General features: G+C 58.7%; 23 protein-coding genes. 12 read left to right on the top strand and 11 right to left on the bottom strand.

Annotated elements, in window-relative coordinates:
* Window positions 1–70: 70 nt before the first annotated feature.
* Window positions 71–796 carry a tellurite resistance TerB family protein gene (locus KW848_RS05410; RefSeq protein WP_218536242.1) on the bottom strand — a complete coding sequence of 242 codons (726 nt, stop codon included), beginning with the start codon at window positions 794–796 and terminating at the stop codon, window positions 71–73.
* A gap of 148 nt (window positions 797–944) precedes the next feature.
* Here KW848_RS05410 and KW848_RS05405 point away from each other — a divergent pair, with 148 nt between their 5' ends.
* The 4 genes from KW848_RS05405 to KW848_RS05390 all read left to right on the top strand — a co-directional run bounded on the left by KW848_RS05405 (window position 945) and on the right by KW848_RS05390 (window position 3,759).
* Window positions 945–1,370 (top strand): N-acetyltransferase, encoded by a 426-nt coding sequence (locus KW848_RS05405; protein WP_111448743.1) that lies wholly within the window; start codon window positions 945–947, stop codon window positions 1,368–1,370.
* A gap of 247 nt (window positions 1,371–1,617) precedes the next feature.
* Window positions 1,618–2,334: a phosphatidylcholine synthase gene (gene pcsA / locus KW848_RS05400; RefSeq protein WP_111448744.1), complete on the top strand. Its 717-nt coding sequence runs from the start codon at window positions 1,618–1,620 to the stop codon at window positions 2,332–2,334.
* A gap of 16 nt (window positions 2,335–2,350) precedes the next feature.
* Window positions 2,351–2,737, top strand: a complete 387-nt coding sequence (locus tag KW848_RS05395; RefSeq protein ID WP_218536241.1) for a DUF488 domain-containing protein — start codon at window positions 2,351–2,353, stop codon at window positions 2,735–2,737.
* A 254-nt stretch (window positions 2,738–2,991) separates the two neighbouring features.
* Complete coding sequence (locus tag KW848_RS05390) at window positions 2,992–3,759, top strand: metallophosphoesterase (RefSeq protein ID WP_218536240.1); 768 nt, start codon at window positions 2,992–2,994, stop codon at window positions 3,757–3,759.
* Here KW848_RS05390 and KW848_RS05385 read toward each other — a convergent pair.
* From KW848_RS05385 to KW848_RS05370, 4 genes are all read right to left on the bottom strand, one after another.
* Window positions 3,733–4,608: an alpha/beta fold hydrolase gene (locus KW848_RS05385; protein WP_218536239.1), complete on the bottom strand. Its 876-nt coding sequence runs from the start codon at window positions 4,606–4,608 to the stop codon at window positions 3,733–3,735. The two genes, KW848_RS05390 and KW848_RS05385, sit on opposite strands and share 27 nt — an antisense overlap.
* Before the next feature lie 449 nt (window positions 4,609–5,057).
* Window positions 5,058–6,071, bottom strand: coding sequence for a GlxA family transcriptional regulator (locus KW848_RS05380; protein WP_218536238.1), 1,014 nt, complete (start codon window positions 6,069–6,071; stop codon window positions 5,058–5,060).
* Window positions 6,072–6,173: 102 nt separating this feature from the next.
* Window positions 6,174–6,965, bottom strand: coding sequence for a type I methionyl aminopeptidase (map, locus tag KW848_RS05375; protein ID WP_218536237.1), 792 nt, complete (start codon window positions 6,963–6,965; stop codon window positions 6,174–6,176).
* Window positions 6,962–7,228 (bottom strand): ParD-like family protein, encoded by a 267-nt coding sequence (locus KW848_RS05370; protein ID WP_218536236.1) that lies wholly within the window; start codon window positions 7,226–7,228, stop codon window positions 6,962–6,964. The genes map and KW848_RS05370 overlap by 4 nt, the downstream gene beginning before the upstream one ends.
* Before the next feature lie 299 nt (window positions 7,229–7,527).
* Between KW848_RS05370 and KW848_RS05365 the strand changes: the two genes are divergently transcribed.
* Both KW848_RS05365 and KW848_RS05360 read left to right on the top strand, forming a co-directional pair.
* Window positions 7,528–9,207 (top strand): thiamine pyrophosphate-binding protein, encoded by a 1,680-nt coding sequence (locus KW848_RS05365; RefSeq protein WP_218536235.1) that lies wholly within the window; start codon window positions 7,528–7,530, stop codon window positions 9,205–9,207.
* 121 nt (window positions 9,208–9,328) lie between these two features.
* Complete coding sequence (locus KW848_RS05360) at window positions 9,329–10,546, top strand: DUF3422 domain-containing protein (protein WP_218536272.1); 1,218 nt, start codon at window positions 9,329–9,331, stop codon at window positions 10,544–10,546.
* 47 nt (window positions 10,547–10,593) lie between these two features.
* Here KW848_RS05360 and KW848_RS05355 read toward each other — a convergent pair whose 3' ends face one another.
* Window positions 10,594–10,824, bottom strand: a complete 231-nt coding sequence (locus tag KW848_RS05355) for a hypothetical protein (protein ID WP_192410725.1) — start codon at window positions 10,822–10,824, stop codon at window positions 10,594–10,596.
* Between the two features lie 196 nt (window positions 10,825–11,020).
* Between KW848_RS05355 and KW848_RS05350 the strand changes: the two genes are divergently transcribed.
* The 3 genes from KW848_RS05350 (at window position 11,021) to KW848_RS05340 (ending at window position 12,964) form a co-directional block, all read left to right on the top strand.
* A complete protein-coding gene (locus KW848_RS05350) occupies window positions 11,021–11,215 on the top strand; it encodes a hypothetical protein (RefSeq protein ID WP_111448755.1) in 195 nt (64 codons plus the stop codon).
* A 180-nt stretch (window positions 11,216–11,395) separates the two neighbouring features.
* Window positions 11,396–11,836: a hypothetical protein gene (locus tag KW848_RS05345; RefSeq protein ID WP_218536234.1), complete on the top strand. Its 441-nt coding sequence runs from the start codon at window positions 11,396–11,398 to the stop codon at window positions 11,834–11,836.
* A gap of 201 nt (window positions 11,837–12,037) precedes the next feature.
* Window positions 12,038–12,964: a universal stress protein gene (locus KW848_RS05340; RefSeq protein WP_192410723.1), complete on the top strand. Its 927-nt coding sequence runs from the start codon at window positions 12,038–12,040 to the stop codon at window positions 12,962–12,964.
* Window positions 12,965–13,099: 135 nt separating this feature from the next.
* On the opposite strand, the gene KW848_RS05335 is transcribed toward KW848_RS05340, so the two are convergent.
* Window positions 13,100–13,912 (bottom strand): class I SAM-dependent methyltransferase, encoded by an 813-nt coding sequence (locus tag KW848_RS05335; protein ID WP_111448758.1) that lies wholly within the window; start codon window positions 13,910–13,912, stop codon window positions 13,100–13,102.
* 50 nt (window positions 13,913–13,962) lie between these two features.
* The gene (locus KW848_RS05330) at window positions 13,963–14,232 is read right to left on the bottom strand and encodes a DUF4242 domain-containing protein (RefSeq protein WP_008156937.1); all 270 of its coding nucleotides are present in this window, start codon (window positions 14,230–14,232) and stop codon (window positions 13,963–13,965) included.
* Window positions 14,233–14,425: 193 nt separating this feature from the next.
* On the opposite strand from KW848_RS05330, the gene KW848_RS05325 reads away from it, so the two are divergent.
* Window positions 14,426–15,418, top strand: a complete 993-nt coding sequence (locus KW848_RS05325; RefSeq protein WP_192410721.1) for an AraC family transcriptional regulator — start codon at window positions 14,426–14,428, stop codon at window positions 15,416–15,418.
* A 9-nt stretch (window positions 15,419–15,427) separates the two neighbouring features.
* Here the strand turns inward: KW848_RS05325 and KW848_RS05320 are convergent, their stop codons facing one another.
* The 3 genes from KW848_RS05320 to KW848_RS05310 form a co-directional block, all read right to left on the bottom strand.
* The gene (locus KW848_RS05320) at window positions 15,428–16,639 is read right to left on the bottom strand and encodes a cytochrome c biogenesis protein DipZ (protein WP_218536233.1); all 1,212 of its coding nucleotides are present in this window, start codon (window positions 16,637–16,639) and stop codon (window positions 15,428–15,430) included.
* 171 nt (window positions 16,640–16,810) lie between these two features.
* A complete protein-coding gene (locus tag KW848_RS05315) occupies window positions 16,811–17,023 on the bottom strand; it encodes a hypothetical protein (protein WP_218536232.1) in 213 nt (70 codons plus the stop codon).
* Window positions 17,024–17,071: 48 nt separating this feature from the next.
* Complete coding sequence (locus KW848_RS05310; protein WP_111448762.1) at window positions 17,072–17,335, bottom strand: DUF2790 domain-containing protein; 264 nt, start codon at window positions 17,333–17,335, stop codon at window positions 17,072–17,074.
* Between the two features lie 305 nt (window positions 17,336–17,640).
* On the opposite strand from KW848_RS05310, the gene KW848_RS05305 reads away from it, so the two are divergent.
* Both KW848_RS05305 and KW848_RS05300 read left to right on the top strand, forming a co-directional pair.
* Window positions 17,641–18,381, top strand: a complete 741-nt coding sequence (locus tag KW848_RS05305) for a response regulator (RefSeq protein WP_218536231.1) — start codon at window positions 17,641–17,643, stop codon at window positions 18,379–18,381.
* Window positions 18,378–19,685, top strand: coding sequence for a HAMP domain-containing sensor histidine kinase (locus KW848_RS05300; protein ID WP_192410718.1), 1,308 nt, complete (start codon window positions 18,378–18,380; stop codon window positions 19,683–19,685). The genes KW848_RS05305 and KW848_RS05300 overlap by 4 nt, the downstream gene beginning before the upstream one ends.
* Window positions 19,686–19,800: the final 115 nt, after the last annotated feature.

Raw genomic sequence — 19,800 nt, 5'->3', positions numbered from 1 at the left:
GAATGCCTCTCGGGACGCTCCGCGTTCCTTTCACAATGCCTGCGTCACACCCGGCCTATCAGGGCTGCATTCAGGCCACGCCACCTTTGGCCTGTTGCTCCAGATGCACTTGCAGGTCCGGATCGATATTCAGCGCCGCCGCCAGTTCATCCAGATAGCTACGTTCGGCGTCCTGCTGATCGTCCACCAGCATCACACTGGCCAGGTACATCTCCGCCGCCATGCCGGAATCCGTGGCCGACTGCGCCACATCGGCGGCGTCCAGCGGCCGCGCGACTTCGTCATCCAGCCATTGCTGGAGCTCTGGGTCATCCGTATGGCGGCCGATTTCGCTGCTGATCATCTGCTTCTCGGCGTCATCAATCCGGCCATCGGCCTTCGCCGCCGCAATCAATGCACGGAGGATCGCATGGCTGTGGTCCTCGACTTCCGGGCCGGACAACAAGTCGACAGTGCGCGGTGCCTGTTGCGGCGCCGAGGCCTGGCTGCGTTGCCAGGCTTGATAGGCCTGGAATGCCATCATTCCGAGCGAAGCCAGCGCCGCGTAGTTCGTGCCGCCACCCGAGCGGGTCTGGGTCGAACCGCCCATGGTTGCGCCACCGCCCAGCAGACCACCGAGCAAACCACCCAGGCCACCGCCCCCGACGCTTGAACCGGCGCCACCGCCCAACAGGCCGCCGAGCAATCCACCGAGACCGCCGAGACCACCTTGGGCCGACGCGTCACCGCCCCGCTGTTGCGACATTGAGCCTTGGCCGACCCTGAGTAATTGTTCGAGCAGATCGCTGGTGTTCATGACGATGTCCTCATCGGTTGGAGTGATCCAGTCAGGCAACGATAGTCCTCGCCGGCAAATGCGCCATCACCGTTTGGCTGACCCTGATGACCATCGGCTGCGAGTGTTCTACCCTCGCTAACCCGAAGCCCACAGGATCACCGAACACATGGACCGCCATCTGATTGTCGTCAGCGACGTCATCGAACCTGAAGTCGAGCACGTACTCAGCGCCGGGCTGAGTGCCTTCAATGATCAGATGACCGGCATCAACGACCGCCAGTCGCTGGCAGTCACGGTCCGCAATCCGGATACCCATCAGGTGCTGGGCGGTATTACCGGCCGTACGTCGCTCGGTCTGCTGTTTCTCGACTTGTTCTATTTGCCCGAGTCACTGCGCGGCTCAGGGCTCGGTTCTCGACTGCTCAACGCGTACGAGGAAGAAGGCCGGCGTCGCGGATGCCGCTCGGCGGTGCTCTATACCCTCAGTTTCCAGGCCCCGCAGTTCTATGAAAAACACGGCTGGCAGCGCTTCGGCGAAGTGCCCTGCGACCCGCCAGGCACGAGTCGGGTATTCATGAGCAAGGCGCTGTGAATGAGCCTGTCTGCAGCCGATCAATCCGCTGATCACTGCACTTGAGTAAAACGTATCGCCCTGCGCCGATGTTTCATTTAATACCCCCGGATTTATCCGGGTCATTTTTTTGCGGCCCAGCTAAGATTTACAGAGGGTGAACCTTATCCCCGGATTCCCGGTCGATACATGCAACCTGACTTGGTTTGCCGACACCCCCATTGAAGGGGTGATAACAGGCTTGCTTCACTTTCTGGAGAACGCCCCCGTGATATCGACCCTACACATCGCCAGGCTAAAAGCATGGGGCGCCCATGGTTTTACCGCCACCGGCGTGGTCACTGCCTTCCTCGCGACCCTTGCACTGCTGGAAAACCAGGCCACAAACTGCCTGCTGTGGCTGGGCGTCGCCCTGATCGTCGATGGGCTGGATGGCGCGTTGGCACGCAAGGTCAATGTCCAGTCGGTACTGCCAAGTTTCGATGGCTCGATCCTCGATCTGGTCATCGACTACCTGACGTACGTGTTTATCCCCGCGCTGTTCATTTATCGTTACATCCCCTTGCCGGACTACACGCTGCTGCTGTCCGTGTCGCTGATTCTGGTCTCGTCGCTGTTTTGCTTCTGCAACGTCAACATGAAGAGCAAAGACAACTACTTCCAGGGCTTCCCCGCCGCGTGGAACGTGGTAGCCCTGTGCCTGTACATCATCGCCCCGTCGCCGTGGATCACTTTGCTCACCATCATCGGCCTGGCGCTGTTGACCGTGACCCGGATGAAGTTCCTCCACCCGTTTCGCGTGCGCAAGTTCATGCCGATCAACATCGCCGTGACGGCCATCTGGCTGCTGTGCAGCTTGTCGCTGGTGGTCAACCATCCGGTGATCAACCCGATGGTGATGGGGCTTTGGCTGCTGATGTCGGCTTACTTCCTGGGGATCTGCATCTGGCGCACGGCGCTGGAGTGGTTCGAAAACTCGCGGTAATAAAGGAAGGCAGAGCATGCCCATCCATATCGTGCGCCTCGGCTCTCCGCGCGCTGCCAATGAAGGCCTGCGCCTGGGCACGGTGCGTCGCCCGCCGCGGGGCGTGCCGAAAGCCGAGTTTGCCCGTCGGGATTTTTATGACGTGTGGCAGCCGCTGCTGTCTCCCAGCGCCGAGCTGGTCGCAGAAGCCAAAGCGGCAGAAGACGACAAGGCGTGGGAAGCCTTCAAGCGCAAGTTCAAAACCGAAATGAACCACCCGGCGCCCAGCCAATTGCTCGATTTGTTGGCGGCGTTGTCCCACCAGACGTCACTGGCCATTGGCTGTTATTGCGAAGAGGAAGCGCATTGCCATCGGTCGGTATTGCGGGAGTTGTTAAAGGCGCGAGGTGCGCAGATCAAATAGAAGCTGCCGTCGTTGAGCTGCTCTCCCCTCCAGATCTACTCTTCAATCAACCTGCAACCCCACCTTGACGTTGCTCATGGATACCAGCGTCTCGAACCGCCAGCACCAGCACAAAGTCCCACTCCCCGGCCACGTAGTAACACTTCGGTTCTGCAACGCCAGCACCTCTGGCTGCAACGAAAAGAAGGTGTGGCAGGAGGTTATCAACTTGTCAGTAGAATGGGCTGACATTCAAAGCAGGTAGGAGTCGATCCATGCGCATCGCCTTGCTGTCAGACATCCACTTGTCCGTCAACGCGTTACCTTTTCCCGATGTGGATGCCGACATTGTCGTTCTCGCCGGAGACATCGCTCGTCCGGTTGCGGCCATTGAGTGGGCCAAATCGTGCCCTCTTCCGGTGGTGTACGTGGCAGGGAATCACGAGTTTTATGGCAGTGACCTGATTTCTACCTACGAACACTTGAACAGGTTGTCGCAAGGGACACAGATCCACGTATTGGAACGCTCGGAGTATCTCCACAACGGCGTGCGGTTTTTGGGTTGCACCCTGTGGTCTGACTATCGTCTTTTCGATTCTGCAGAGGATCGGGCACAGGGCGTCGATCTGGCGACGAAGCTCATGCGGGACTTCACCCACATAAAAATCTCGCCCGATTTTCCAGACCTGTTCAGCCCGGCAGTTTCCCAACTGGTTTTTTTGCAGACAGTCGCCTGGCTGGAAGACTGCTTCACCCGCGACAGAACGACGCCCACGGTGGTGGTTTCGCATTTCGCACCGACACGGTTGAGCATAAGCCCGCTGTTTGAGAATTCGCCGATTAACGCGAGTTTTGTTTCAGACCTCGAAGACCGGATCAACGTCTGGCAACCGGCGCTTTGGCTACATGGCCATACCCATGGGAGCTTTGACTACGCGGTGGGCAAAACCCGGGTCATTTGCAATGCCCGGGGTTATGCAAAAAACGGCGTTAATGAAAACCCGGAATTCAATGGCTCATACGTAATTGACCTGGATATCTGAGGCAACACGGCCCTGCTTCCTGCAAGCCGGATCCAGAAAACCGAGCAAGGCCTGGCGGGTGTCATGCAAGGCCGCCGGGTGTTCCATATCGAGGAAATGCCCGGTGTTCTTGATGGTATGGAAACAGGACTGAGGGGCATGATCGGCAAAAATCCGGGCGTCTTCTACCGAGGTGTACTCATCCCATTCGCCGTTGACAAACAGCAGCGGGATTTCGATCGCATTGGCACAGGCGACATAGCAATGGGTGTCTTGGGTCAGCACCTCATTGACGTGAAAATGCATCTGCCGGTACTCGTGCTCGGCCAGGCTGCTGACATGACGGTCATTAAAGCGTTTGAACAGCGATGGCAGGTGCTTGCCGATCGTGCTGTTGATCAAGCGACTGACATTGAGACGGTCACACGCCTGGAGATGGTTCAGGCCGCGCTCCAGGTAATCGCGCATCGGCGCATTGACCCGTGCGGCGAATGAACTGATCACCGCTTTCTCGATTCGTCGCGGCTGCTGGGCCAGCGCCAACAAGGTAGCCGCACCGCCCCAGGAAAAGGACAGTACATGGTGTACACAAAAGTGTTCGATCAATTCCAGCAGAATCGCTGCCTCGTCTTCCTTTCGGATCGGTTGGCCGTGGAGGTTGTGTTGCTTCGACTGACCGGCGTAGGGCTGGTCGTAGAGGACCACATTGAATCGTGGTTGCAGGTAACGCACCGTTTGAGCAAAGGATGCTGTTGTTGCCAATGAGCCGTTGACCAGAATGATGGTCTTGTTAGCGGCGCTGTTGAGATAGTGCTCGGTATAAACCTTGTACTTCCCGCAGATCTCGACGATGGCAGTTTTCGGCATCATGTTACTTTTCCTTGTACCAATTTGAACTAAGCGCACAGCATGACGGTGCCCGGATGGCCTCCGTGACCACCTAGTCACGGTTTGACCATTGGTTCAGAGTTAAGCAGGGATTTCCCCGTCTGCAAGAACCCGGACGAGTTAGTTCGGATGCCGTCGCGCCGGGACGGCACAAAAAAAAACCGATGCCCCTAAAGGCCTCGGCTGTTTTTTCGGTCTGTTTTCGAAAGGCAGTTGATCACCTCCGGCCGCCATCAATCGCTGGACGGTCGATTGCACAACGTCAGGTGGTATTGCCGTTTGAGTTGACGTTGCGCAATAGCACGGCAGTGGTCAACGAGCGCCGAAAGATTCAGCCCATCGGTTGCCGGTGAGAGGTTTGAGGGCTACTTGCGCTGTCGTTCTTCATACCACTGCATGAGCGCTTCGGCGCTTACCGGTCGGCAGCATTGCTACTTGACCAGTCGCTTTTCCTTGGAAGGCCTGTAGCCGAAGTACGAGCTGTAACACTTGCTGAAATGGCTGGGCGATACAAAGCCACAAGCCACCAATACGTCCACCTGGGACAGTTCGGTGTGCTGGAGCAGCCGACGCGCTTCGGTGATCCGCAATTCCATGTAATAGCGTTGCGGCGTTGTGCCCAGTTGCTCCTTGAACAAGCGCTCGAGTTGTCGACGCGAACGGCCGGCGTAAACCGCCAACTGCTCCAGTTCCAGAGGCTCTTCGAGGTTGGCATCCATCAGCTTCACCACTTCGCGTAATGGCGCGCTCACACAGATATTTTCAGTCGGTTTTATCCGCCGATAACGCGACTCCTCGAAAGCCAGGATGTCTTCAATCCCCTCGACGAGGGCTTTGTCGTGCAAGCTTTTGATCCAATCCAGCGCCATGTGGAACGCCCCCGAGGGACTCGAGGCCGTGAGCCGGTCTCGATCGATGACGTAGGGCTCACTGGTGACATGCGTCGCCTTGGAGATTTCCGCGAGCGCGGGGCGATGTTCGGGGTGAATCGCACAACGATATCCGTCCAGCAAGCCTGCCCTTCCCAGGAACCATGCGCCATTCCACAACCCGGCCAGAATGACGCCCTGGTCCGATGCAGCCCTCAACAGGGAGATGAGTTCATCCGTCGCTTTGAGTTCTGTCCTGTAGCCGCCGCAAATGACCAGAAGGTCCAGGTCCTGGATCGTTGAGCCAACGAAACGGCTATCCGGGCGAATGACCAGGCCCAGGTCACTGATGACTTCCTCATCGGTCAAGCCGAACGTTCGGGAAGAGAACAACCCGGGTCGCAGAAGATTCGCGGTGACTATCGTATCCAGTGCTTGCGTGAATGCGGGCAGCGAGAAATGCTCAAGCAGCAGAAACCCTGCCCTGACCACCTGAGTCTTCTCGTTGGGGTTCTCATTCAGATAGCGGAGATTTTTCCCCTTCATGCCTCCGCTGAATTGACGTCGCTCGATCAATGTTCGGCCTGCTCGGTTACGTTACCCAACAGGTCGTCGGGTGCGTTGATAAACCTCAATGCTAACTGTAGAGGTTTCAAAACCACTAGCGCCATTTTGCGCCTAAACGATGGCGGGATACCCATCGACACTATCGGGCCAACGGGTCAGCACCTCGAAGCCGTCGTCAGTGACCGCGACCATATGTTCCCACTGAGCCGAGAGTGAGTGATCCTTGGTGACCACGGTCCAGCCATCGGCCAGGGTTTTCACATGGCGTTTGCCAGCATTCAACATGGGTTCAATGGTGAAGATCATGCCGGCTTTCAGTTTCAGGCCCTGGCCTGGGAAGCCGTAGTGAAGGACCTGCGGCTCATCGTGATAAATCTTGCCGATACCGTGACCGCAGTATTCGCGCACGACGCTGAACCCGTCTCTTTCGGCCACCTTCTGAATGGCATGGCCAATGTCACCCAGCGTCGCGCCTGGGCGGACGACGCGAATACCGGCGCACATCGCTTCATAGGTCGTCTCTGCCAGACGTCGGGCCTCCGGGCCGGGCTCACCCACGAAGTACATGCGGCTGGTGTCGCCGTACCAACCGTCCTTGATCACGGCAATGTCGATATTGACGATGTCGCCATCCTTGAGCGGTGTGGCCGAAGGAATGCCATGGCAGACCACTTGGTTGACCGAGGCACACACGGTTTTCGGGAAGCCGTGATAGCCGACATTGCCCGGAATGGCTTTCTGCACATTGACGATGTAGTCGTGACAGAGCCGGTCAAGTTCGTCGGTGGTGACCCCCGCTTTGACATGCGGAGCAATCATGGCCAGGACCTCGGCGGCCAGCGCGCCCGCAGCGCGAGACATGGCTATTTCTGCCGGGGCATTGAGCTTTACATTGGCCTTCATGGCTTGGCTCCTGATGCGGCATCAACCTGGGCGCTTTGCGAACAATCGGCGAGTGCACACAGCTGTTTTACATCGAGGCCGCCCGCCTGTTCGGCACGAATCAGCACGCGACAGAGGTCGCTGTGGTCCAGGTTTGGATGCAACTCCGCAAGCATCCCGATGCGCATCCAGTGCTCGGCTTGTGCGTTGATCGAGCGACTCAACGCATCGCTGGCGACGCGCAGATTCTCGTGCATGGCTTCTGAAATTTTTACGATACCCACTGCTCAATCCAATATGAAATGTATATGGACCGTATATTAATCGGTAGTTATGTGAAATTGCAATTTCACGATTTACAGCCATGACTGAAGCATAAAAAGTCACTGGGTGACTTGAAGCCCGACTTCAATAGCTGAGGGAATGAAGTGCTGAGCAATCATCGTTTGTACCCCTTCTCGATGATGCTCAGAATTCGTGGCGCAGACGTTGGCCGTTGTTCTTCCGATTGATCGAGTCAGTACCTGTCAGAAAGAGCGCGATTCACCCTTTCACACCGCACCATTCGACTCAGGAGATAACAATGAATAAAACCATTTCTCGTCGTAGCGGAGGTCAGATTTTGGTGGATGCCTTACGCATCCATGGCGTCAAAAAAGCTTTTTGTGTTCCGGGAGAAAGCTACCTCGCGGTGCTCGATGCATTGCATGACGTGCAAGAAGAAATCGATCTGGTGGTGTGCCGCCAGGAAGGTGGGGCGGCCTATATGGCCGAAGCCTACGGCAAGCTCACTGGAGAGCCAGGCATTTGCTTCGTGACCCGAGGCCCGGGTGCAACGAACGCTTCGGTTGGCGTTCACACGGCGTTCCAGGATTCATCGCCGATGATTCTGTTCATTGGCCAGGTCGCTCGCGATCAGCAGTATCGCGAAGCCTTTCAGGAAGTTGATTTTCGCCAGATGTTTGGCCCCTTGGCGAAATGGGTCGTGCAAATAGACGACACCCGCAGACTCCCCGAACTGATCAGCCAGGCGTTCCACCGAGCGGTCAATGGCAGGCCTGGGCCTGTAGTGGTCGCATTGCCGGAAGATATGCTGACCGAAATGGCGGAAGTCAGTGACGCCGGGCCTTTCAAACGCGTATTGATGACCCCCGCTGCCGAGCAAATGGCCGCCATGCAGCAACTGCTTGAGCAATCAGAGCGACCATTGATGGTGCTGGGTGGCAGTGGCTGGGACACCGAGTCAGTGCACGACATCCGGCTTTTTGCTGAACAGCAAAACATCCCGGTTGCGGCCTCCTTTCGCTGCCAGGACCTGTTCGACAACCGACACCCGAACTATGTCGGCGATCTTGGTTTCGCCGCGTCAGCGCAACTGTCCTCAGCGGTAAAAAACGCCGACCTGCTGCTGGTCGTGGGCTCCAGAATGGGTGAGGTTTCAACGGGCGGCTATGCGGCCCTGGACATCCCGGTACCGAAGCAAACCTTGATCCATGTTCATCAAGGCATCGAGGAGCTGGGGCGGGTTTACCAACCTGCGTTAGCAATCAACAGCAGCATGTCGACCTTTGCCCAGTCAGCCGCAAAGCTTCCAGCGGTGACCAGCCCGGTAAAGAGTGAATGGACGCGCACCCTCAACAAAAGCTACCGCGAAAATCTGCAACACTCGCCCTCCCCTGGCGATGTGCAAATGGCCGAAATCATTGAGTGGTTGAATTGCAGACTTCCAGACGATGCGATCCTGACCAATGGCGCCGGAAACTATGCCGTCTGGCTTCAACGCTTCTATCAGTTCCGCCAATACCGCACTCAGTTAGGCCCTACCAATGGTTCCATGGGCTACGGCGTTCCTGCGGCGGTAGCCGCCAAACTGACGTGCCCGGATCGAGTGGTGGTGTCGTTTTCCGGGGATGGCTGCTTCTTGATGAACGGTCAGGAGATAGCGACCGCAGCGCAATATGGCGCCCATGTGATTTTCGTTGTGATCAACAACGGAATGTACGGAACCATCAGAATGCACCAGGAACGCAACTACCCTGGACGCGTGTCAGGCACTGAATTGCACAACCCGGATTTCGCCGCACTGGCCCAAGCCTATGGACTGCATGGCGAGGTGGTCAGCGCCACGTCGGAATTTGCCCCGGCGTTTGAACGCTGCCTGGGTATGTCCCGGCCATCCTTGATTGAGGTCAGGGTCGACCCTGAAGCATTAACCCCACGGCTTAGCCTGACTCAGATCAGAGAGCAATCAAGCAAGAAGTAACCCGTTTCTTCCATTTTGGGCGCCTGACTCACGATTACAAGGCGCCTTTTTTGAGCTTGTGACTCATCAGTTCATCGACCTGTCCCACCTACAACAGCAGTCGATCAATGGCCTGAACAGCATGCATCCGCAACGACAAACCCTGCACAATGAACTGCACGCGCGTCCGTCGCTGTATTTCGACGAACCGGCCCATGTGTTTCATCTGGCCTTCCTTGGCGGGGCGCCGGAGTGCAATGCGCTGCTGGAGCGCTGCTGCCCTGCTCCGATCGATCCTCATGCCGCCCAGGGCATCACCCAACTCGATGGCCATGCCCTGAAATGGGAACGCCACGCCGAGTTTTTCACCCTGACCCTGGTGGTCACTTCATCCTGCGATGACCTGTCCTGGACATCGCTGCCCGAGGTGCTGGCGCAAAAGGTCGAAGCGCATTTGCCGCAGCTGATCAACTCGGTGCAGATCGTCGTGCGTGGCGAAGCCGGCCTGGACCTCGCCGGCTACGGTTTCAAGGACCCGTGCGGTTCCTGCGTGGGCGGTGGCGATGCGGTGGTCTGGAGCGATTTCCGTCTCAGCGAGGAGGGCAACAACCACATCCTGTTCATCAACCGGCGCCTCAACGCTTACCGCCAAGGGCGGATGATCCGTCGTCTGCTGGAAATCGAGACCTACCGCATGATGGCCTCGCTGTCGTTGACCATGGCCAAGACCTTGAGCGCGCAACTCGATATCTTTGACAAGACCTTGGTCACCCTCTCCGAGCGTAACGCCGACGCCGACAGCGGCAACGCGAAAGCCCTGCTGGCGGACATCTCCAACCTGTCAGCCCAAGTGGTCAGCAGTACCGCGAAAACCCGCCACCGCTTCAGTGCCACCCAGGCCTATGCCCAACTCGTGTACGAGCGCCTGGGCGAATTGCGGGAAAGTCACGTCGGCGATTGCCAGCGGCTCGGGGTGTTCATCGAACGCCGTTTCAAACCCACCGTCAGGTACTGCACCGCCACCGAACAACGCCTGGAGCACCTGGCGAAAAGCGTGGCCAATCTGGGCGACCTGTTGCAAGCCCGGGTTCAGGTGGAAATGGAAGAACAGAACTCGGAAATTCTCAAAAGCCTGAACGCCCGCGCCGACGCTCAGATCAAGATCCAGCGCGCCGTGGAAGGTCTGTCGATTATCGCCATTACTTACTACCTGCTGAACCTGCTCAAGCTTGGCTACTCAGGGTTGCACCTGCTCGGCGCCGAGGTGGCCCCGCGAGAGGCGATGCTGGCGATGACGCCCCTCGCGATCGCGATCCTTGCGCTGATTATTTTCCGCATCAAGAAAGTCAAAGAGCACTGATACGGTGAATCGCCGGGGGGAGTTGTCGTGTTTTCGTCCAGCCGTCCTTAGTCGGCGCCCGAAGTAATTAACGGAGTGACGACGTCAGTGCTTGAAGGAGAGACATTAAGAAAGGCATTCCAGATCTCGTAAGCATCGTGATGCCGTTTGGTCGCCTCTTCCCATTCTGGTCCTGAAACACATTTGGAAGAGACCAGCGTCATCATGCCCATCGTTGCGGCGTCCAGTTCGATCAGGAAAGCGTGAGACTGGATTCTGAAATCTTCGACCGATGGCATTACGTGTTCCCCCGGCGGATTACACCGCCATTAAGTAGCGACTGCTCCTCGGACGGTGGAGTACCAACCGGCGGGAAAATTCAGGCAGTCTGACCGCCGGTAGGTTTCATGGCTCAAGCTGATCGACACCGACAAAAAATCTCGAACTCAAGCCACAGCGTTGAATCCAATGTTCAGGTCAATGGAGGTCAGCGACATGAACAACGATGACAGTGTTAACGACGTCGAACCAGAAGCAACGTCAAACGCCCCGCCCACCGATACGTCTGGCAAGCCCGTCAACGTCGATCAGACCAATACGCCCTCTCCAACTCGAACCAAAGAGCTGGAAGCTGAGGAACTCCGTCGGAAAATAGCGGAGATAGAACGCAAAGTGGCAGACGGCAACTAGCGGGACGCCGAGGGCTGTGAGGCTACAATCTTGAAGACACGCCGCTCCTTCACTACTGTAATTTGCATTGACATTGGACCGGGCTTGGCCGGGTTCCGGTGCTACGCTTTCAATTCCTCGAATAGAGAACGAAGCGATGTCCACCGCCCCCTCAATCCCCAGACTTTCACGACTGTAGCCATGAAACGGATCCTGATCGGTGGTATGACCGTAGCGATTATCGGCACGATGACCTATGGTTTTTTCCAATGGAAAATCGTCGAAAGCCAAAAACACGATTTGCTGTGCGGGCAGGCCAAGCAGACGCTCAAAGGCGTGGAAATCCGGGCGCGGGCGTTGGCTGCCGGACTGTCCGTAGAAGCCTATGGCAAGGCTGAAGAAGACGAAGTGGCAACCCTCATTGGTGCACTCGACGCCGCCAAGAGCGACGCGGAGGTCGATTCGGTCATAGAGGCTCACGCTGCCACCATAGAAGCACAGGATGCGGCTATTGACGCTCAGGTGGATACCCGAGGCGATCAGACATTCCTCGAGCAACGACTGGTGAAACAGCGGATACCGGTCGACGTTAAACAAGAACTGCAACGCGCCGCAAAGGCCGTTAGTGTCATGTGCAGTTAGTGTTCATTCAATAGTGCCCTCCCCCACGGCCCCAAGTAATCGTTCTGGATATCCTCGCGCCCGGTCAACGCATCCGGCACCAGCACGAACCTCAGCCAGCACCCGGTTTACGGACGGAAGGTTGATCATGGTCAATACTTAGAGCCTGGATGTACGTCGCACGAGCCGCACGTCGGGCGGCTAATCCACGGGAGGTTCGTCATGTCTGGTCAATCCCGCTTCATGCTGGTTGCATCACCGCTGATGGAGCACAGCCCCGCTTTCGACAGGGCCGCTGCACTGGCCAAGGCCGAAGACGCGGCGCTGCACATCGTCGCCTTCGATTACCTTGAAGGCCTGGCGACCGCCAGTCTGGTCAACGAAAAAGCCCTGGAACAGATGCGCGTGGGCTACGTCGAGCGCCACCGCCAATGGCTTGAGGAACAGGCCCGCCCCTTGCGCAAGATCGGGGTCCATGTCACCACCGAAGTGGCCTGGGTCGAACGCCCGTTGGAGGAAATCCTGATTCACCTCAAAGAGCAGCCGATGGATGTGCTGATCAAGGCGCTGGAGCACGAATCACTGCTGTCGCGGCTGATGTTTACCCCGCTCGATGTGCACTTGTTGCGCGAATGCCCGGTGCCGCTGCATTTCGTCAGCCACGCCGTGCACGCCTTGCCGAAAAAGATCGTCGCGGCGGTCGACCCCTTTCATCGCGATGACCATTACAAAACCTTCAACGACCGGATCCTCCACGAGGCGGCGAAACTGGCGAGCGCCTGTAATGCCGAGCTCGATCTGGTCTACGCCTATGACCTTTCATCCATCAGCGCCGACGAGTTCGGCTTCGACAACGGTTCGGCGTTCTTCTCGTCGGGCAAGGCCAGGACCGTATTCGATTACCAGGAAGATGCCTTCAACGACCTGGCCGAGCGCAATGGCATCGCGCCGGAGCAGCGACACATGATCATGGGCAACCCGGCCAAGGTCCTCACCCGCTATGTCGATGCCTATGACATTGACGTGATTGTCATGGGCCGGATCGGTCATCGCGGCATGGGCCGGCTGATCGGCAGTACGGTGGAGCATCTGCTGTACAAAATGCCGTGCAGCGTTTGGGTGGTGTACACCGAGCGGCTGGATGAATAACTGCCCTACTGGACACCACATAACCCTGTGGGAGCGGGCTTGCTCGCGAAGGCGGAGTGTCAGGCAACATCATTGTCGACTGACACTCCGCCTTCGCGAGCAAGCCCGCTCCCACATTAGATTTGTGTTGCCAGGTCAACGCCGGGTGATCACCACCTCCAGGTATTCACTCGGCACCACCAGCGATTTTTCTCCTGCTCTGTTCATGCGGTTGATCAGTTCGGTCAGGTCGTTTTCCAGCGCTTGGGCGCCTTCAGGAGGCAGCGCTGCGAAGGCTTTGTGGACCGGGCCGTACCAGGTGCGGAACGTGTCGATAAAATGCTCGGCCGAGCGGTAACGGAAGTTGAAGGTCTTGCGCGCCACCTGGAGGAGAAAGTCACGTTCGTCGAACTGCGTGTTCAGCCAGGCTTCGGTGCCCCACTGCGAAGGCGGTTGAGCGCCCGGCGGTGGCGGCAGGTGGCGGCCGAGGGTCTTGAACATCTGGCCGACAAACCCTTCGGGCGTCCAGTTGGCGAGGCCAATCCGCCCTCCTGGGCGACAAACCCGCGCCAGTTCCGCCGCCGCCTTGGGCTGATCCGGGGTAAACATCACACCGAAGGTCGAAAGCACGGCATCGAAGCTGGCATCCTCGAACGGCAAGGCTTCAGCGTCAGCCACTTGAAACATCACGTCCAGGCGTTCTGCCCTGGCCCGGTCTTCGCCGCGTTCCAGCAGCGCGGCCACATAGTCGGTCGACGTGACATGGCAACCACGGCGCGCGGCAGCGAGCGTCGCGTTACCGTTGCCGGCGGCCACGTCGAGCACGCGTTCATCGCAAAGCAGGTCGCAGGCCTCGGCCAGTTGCTCGCCGACGATCTGCAAGGTGGTGCCGATCACCGCATAGTCGCCGCTGGCCCAAGAGGCCATCTGACGGTTTTTCAAGGCAGTAAGATCAATGGGTGTACTCATGGATTCTTTCTCTGGCGGAGTTGGATCACTGAGCAGGAACCGGCGGACGCTTACTCCGCCGTCGTGGGATCGATAATGCTCATGACCTGGGACACGCTGTTGGCAGGGAAACCACCCTGCCTGGCGTGTTCCCGGATGAGCTCCGCGTTCGGCGCGATGTACACGCAGTAGAGCTTGTCACCGGTGACGTAACTCTGAAGCCACTGCACCTCTGGCAGATCGCGCAACACCTTGCACGATTTTTGCGAGACGGCTTTCAAATCCCTTTCTGACAGTGTTCCAGCACCTGGAATCTCGCGTTCTATAACGAACTTAGGCATGGCAACCTCTCATTCTTGTTATTGATGACAGGGTCGGCTGACCCTGTGTGCCAACTATCGCGCCGAGCAACGCTGGCGTCCTGTCCGATCGTCGGCTAACCCTGCCCGATCGTCCGGAGATTTCACGCTGTGCGGCGACAGGCTCACAATCAAGCTCACCACCCAAAGCAGCCGCCCACACGGGAAAGCCACCATGGACGCCCTGTCTCAGACGCTGCGCGTCGTCCGTCTGGTCGGCGCGATTTTCATCAATGCCAGGTTCACTGCCCCCTGGTGCTACCAATCGCCGAGCGCCGACACGGCGGCGCCGTTTCTGGAACCCGGCGCCGAACGCGTGGTGATCTTCCACTTGATCACCGAAGGCGAGTGTTATGTCGAACTGGGTGATGATCCGCCGCTCCTGCTGACGGCCGGCGATGTGGTGGTTTTCCCGCAGGGAGATGCCCATCGCATGAGCTCACAACCTGGGCTCGCGCCGGCCACCGGTGCACGGCTGGACGTGGTGCTGGCACGCCGTCCACGGCAATTGAGCTATGGCGGTGGCGGCGCGGTAACGCGGTTGGTGTGCGGCTATCTGGCCTGCGATACCCGTCTGGCCGGCATGTTGCTGACCGGGTTACCCGCGGTGGTCCGGGTCAATGTGCGCGGCTCGAATGCCGGTATCTGGCTGGAATCGTCGGTCCGTTATGCGCTGGCCGAAGCGCGCTCGCCCCGCCCCGGCGGCGAAGGTGTGCTGGCGAAACTGGCCGAGGTGTTGTTCATCGAGGTGCTGCGCCTGTACATGCACGAACAGGGCGAAGGTCGTACCGGTTGGCTGGCGGGTGTGGGCGACCGGATCGTTGGCGCCGCCCTCAACGCGTTGCACAAAAAACCGTGTCACGCCTGGACGCTGGATGAACTGGCGCGTACTGCCGGCACGTCAAGATCGGTGTTGGCGGAGCGCTTCCAGCAACTGGTGGGGAGTTCGCCGATGCAGTACCTGACGCAATGGCGGATGTTGCTGGCGGCCAACCTGTTACGCAGCAGTAACAGCTCGTTGATGCGGATTGCCGAAGAGGTGGGCTACCAGACCGACACGGCGTTCAGTCGGGCCTTTCGCCGAGAGTATGGAGCGCCACCGGCGGCGTGGCGGCGCAGTCAGGAGAAAAAACCAATGGCCCACGGCGCGCAGCCTGTGAGCCATTGATTTGAAGGTTTATGCGGCGGGAGCTTTAGCCTCTTCCAGCAACTGCTGAATCACTTTCTCCTGAGTCTCGTAGCGGCCTTCACCAAAGTGGGTGTAACGCACCTGCCCCTTGGCGTCGATCAGGTAGTGAGCCGGCCAGTACTGGTTGTCGAAATTGCGCCAGATCGCGTAGTTGTTGTCGATGGCCACCGGGTAGGTGATGCCGAGCTTTTTCACCTGATCCTTGACGTTGTCGATGATGCGCTCGAAACCGTATTCAGGGGTGTGGACGCCGATCACCACCAGGCCATCCTTCTCGTATTTCTTCGCCCAGTCCTTCACGTAGGGCAAGGTGTGCTGGCAGTTGATGCAGTCGTAGGTCCAGAAATCCACCAGCACCACTTTGCCTTTCAGGGACTCGTTGGTCAGGGCTGGCGAGTTAAGCCATTGCACTGCGCCGGCAATTGACGGCATGGCGCCTTGGGCATTGTCCATGGACGAGTCTGCGCTGACCTTGCTGACCAAGTAATCGACGACTTTCGGTACGGTTTCCAATAGCCCTTTCTCGATGCTGCTGACGCCTTCGGATGAAGTGCCGGCCAGCAGTGTTTTGTCGGCCCCGGTGGAAATCACCGCCGCAGCCGCCAGCACCGCAACACCCGTACCACGACGCAGCCAACCGGTGACCGGAATCGATGCTTTCAGGCGATTGACCAGGCCGCGACCGGCGAAGATCAAAGTGCCCAGGGACAATGCGCTGCCCAGGCCGTACGCCACCAGTAACAGGCTGGTTTGAGCGTTTGCGCCTTGCAGCATGGCGCCCGTAAGGATGACCCCGAGGATCGGTCCGGCGCACGGTGCCCAGAGCAGGCCGGTGGCAACGCCGATCATGATCGAACTCAACGGGCCGGACATTTTGCGGGTGTCCGGATCGAGACGGTTGCCCAGCGCCACGAAGGGACGGGCCAGCCAGTCACCGACACGGGCGGAAATCAGCGACAGGGCGAACAGCACCATCACGATCAGTGCGACGTGACGGCCGGTGTTGTTGGCGTGTATTACCCACTCGCTGCTGACCACGGCCAGGCTGGAAATCAGGGCGAAGGTCAGGACCATGCCGCCGAGGGTGAGCGGGATCGAGGATCGTGTGCGTTTAACACCGGCGAACAGGAACGGCACGACCGGGAGGATGCAAGGGCTGAGGACGGTCAATATGCCGCCCAGGAAAGCGATGAGAAACATGGATGTCACCTTGAAAATGTAGAGGACGACTCACCACACATCCCCTGTGGGAGCGGGCTTGCTCGCGAAGAGGTCAGCACATTCAACATTCATGTCGACTGACACTCCGCTTTCGCGAGCAAGCCCGCTCCCACACTGGATCGGTGGTGTTCACAGATCAGTGTTCTGGCCTCAGGCCGTCTGGTTTTCCAGCTGTTGGCCCTGCGGCGTGCGGCTCGAACCATCCTCTGCCAGAAAAACGCTCCCGCCCTTCTGCGCCACCGGCGTCAGCTGAAAGCAAGTAGCGCTGCCACAGATTTTCTGTTCAACAGCAGCGTTGGCATGGGCAGCGGCGCCAGCCGCGGAGAAGGCAATGGCAGTCAAATAGCGGGTAACGTTGTTCATGATGGGCTTCCTGTTTCAAATGGAATGGGCCATGGGTCAGCGCAGGACTCAGTTGTCCGAGTTGCAGGCATCAGCCAATTTGCGATAGTCCAGAACCTGGGTTTTGTTATGGGAATCCAGGTAAGTCAGCTGGGCATCCACCACCCCACAGGAAGGCGAGGCGTCCTGTTTCAGCGACACCACTTTCTTGATGTCCAGGTGCGTGCCGTAGGTGTAGGTTTTAGCGGAAACATCGGCTTCGGCGCGGGCCGACAAGGTGCAGATGTTCAGGGCGGCAAACAGGCAAGCGGCGTAGACGGCTTTGGTGTTCATGGTGGTTTCCTCAAGGCTTCGATAGGTCAATCGTTTAGTGGGCCGAGGCGGTTTGATTTGCCTCGATGGAACCTATTAGAAGCCCGCGAGGTATCCCGACTGTGTCGGGAACAGGCGCGGGTAAATCGGTACGTATCAGAACCGGGCCGGGATACAGAGCGATACAAATGCCCTGAAAATGGGTGTTTTTGCGTCCACGTGTATCCACCGGCAGGCCAGATACACTGCAATACAAAGGACTGCGGGCGAGCGGGCCAAGGCTCGATAGACTGCGCGACATCCCCCATCTACAGAGGCCTGGCCAAATGGAACACGTCGATCACATTCTCATCGTGGACGATGACCGCGAGATCCGGGAACTGGTAGGCAACTACCTCAAGAAAAACGGCCTGCGCACCACCGTCGTCGCGGATGGACGGCAAATGCGCACCTTCCTGGAATCCACGCCGGTGGACCTGATCGTGCTCGACATCATGATGCCGGGCGACGATGGCCTGACGCTGTGCCGTGAGTTGCGCGCCGGCAAACACAAGGCCACGCCGGTGCTGATGCTCACCGCGCGCAACGATGAAACCGACCGCATCATCGGCCTGGAAATGGGCGCCGACGATTACCTGGTCAAGCCATTCGCCGCCCGTGAACTGCTCGCCCGAATCAACGCCGTATTGCGCCGCACGCGAATGCTGCCGCCCAACCTGGTGGTCACCGAAAGCGGTCGCTTGCTGGCCTTCGGCCGCTGGCGCCTGGACACCTCGGCCCGGCACCTGCTCGATGAGGACGGCACGATGATCGCGCTCAGTGGCGCGGAATATCGGTTGCTGCGGGTGTTCCTCGATCACCCTCAGCGGGTACTCAATCGCGATCAATTGCTGAACCTGACCCAAGGCCGTGATGCCGACCTGTTCGACCGCTCCATCGACTTGCTGGTCAGCCGCTTGCGCCAGCGCTTGCTGGACGATGCCCGCGAACCGGCCTACATCAAAACCGTGCGCAGCGAAGGCTATGTGTTTTCGCTGCCGGTGGAAGTCCTCGGGGCGCCCTCATGAACCTCTCGATGCACTGGCCTCGCACGCTCGCCTCGCGGCTGTCGCTGATCTTCCTGATCGGCTTGATTCTCGCGCAGGTGCTGTCTTTCGGCGCGCAGTACTACGAGCGCTACCAAAGCACGAAGAACACCATGCTGGGCAATCTGGAAACCGACGTCTCGACCTCCATCGCCATCCTCGACCGCTTGCCGGCCGAAGAACGCATGAGCTGGCTGCAACAACTGGATCGACGCAACTACCGCTATTTGTTGAACGAAGGCTCGCCGGGCGTGCCCATGAGCGATTCACCGATGGCGATGACGTCGATCAAAGAGGCCATCGGCAAGGATTACCCGATGACGATGACCGACATCCCCGGGCCGGAAAAACATTATCAGGTCCACCTGAAACTGGCGGACGGCAGCCCGGTGACCATCGACATTCGGCCCTCGATGGTGCCGTTGTCGCCGTGGCTGCCCATCGTGTTGCTGGGGCAACTGGCACTGATGCTCATCTGCACCTGGCTGGCCGTGAGAATCGCCATCCGCCCTCTCACCCGCCTGGCTCAGGCGGTGGAGACCCTGGACCCCAACACCCACGCGGTGCACCTGGACGAAAAAGGCCCGACCGAAGTCGCGCATGCCGCCAAAGCGTTCAATTCGATGCAGGCGCGCATCGCCGCTTACCTCAAGGAACGCATGCAACTGCTGGCGGCGATTTCCCACGATCTGCAAACCCCGATCACCCGCATGAAACTGCGCGCCGAATTCATGGACGACTCCGCCGAGAAAGACAAACTCTGGAATGACCTTGGCGAGATAGAACACCTGGTGCGAGAAGGCGTGGCCTATGCCCGCAGCGTTCATGGCGCCACCGAAGAAAGTCGCCGCACCAATCTGGATTCGTTCCTCGACAGCCTGGTGTTCGACTATCAGGACATGGGCAAAGACGTGCAGCTGGGCGGTAAAAGCGACGCGGTGATCAACACCCGGCCGCACGCCTTGCGGCGGGTGCTGGTGAACCTGACGGACAACGCGCTGAAGTTCGCCGGCGCCGCCGAGTTATGGGTGGAAGCGAAGGCTGACGGCAGTTTGTCGGTGAAGGTGATGGACCGCGGGCCAGGGATTGCCGAGGAGGAATTGGCCCAGGTGATGGAACCGTTTTATCGCGTGGAGAATTCGCGTAACCGCAGTACCGGCGGGACCGGTTTGGGGTTGGCGATTGCGCAGCAGCTGGCGCTGGCGATCGGGGGATCGTTGACGTTGAGTAATCGTGAAGGGGGGGGGTTGTGCGCGGAGCTTAAATTGCCGGCTCAGGCTCAGTAGCTGATCGTTCCCACGCTCTGCGTGGGAATGCAGCCCGGGACGCTCCGCGTCCCTTTCGAGAGCTGGAACGCGGAGCGTCCCTAGAGGCATTCCCACGCAGAGCGTGGGAACGATC

It is taken from the genome of Pseudomonas sp. PDM25 (assembly GCF_019219045.1).
In the GTDB taxonomy this organism is placed as follows: domain Bacteria; phylum Pseudomonadota; class Gammaproteobacteria; order Pseudomonadales; family Pseudomonadaceae; genus Aquipseudomonas.
Note: the sequence above shows the minus strand (reverse complement) of the source record. Positions and strands in the feature narration are given on the sequence as shown.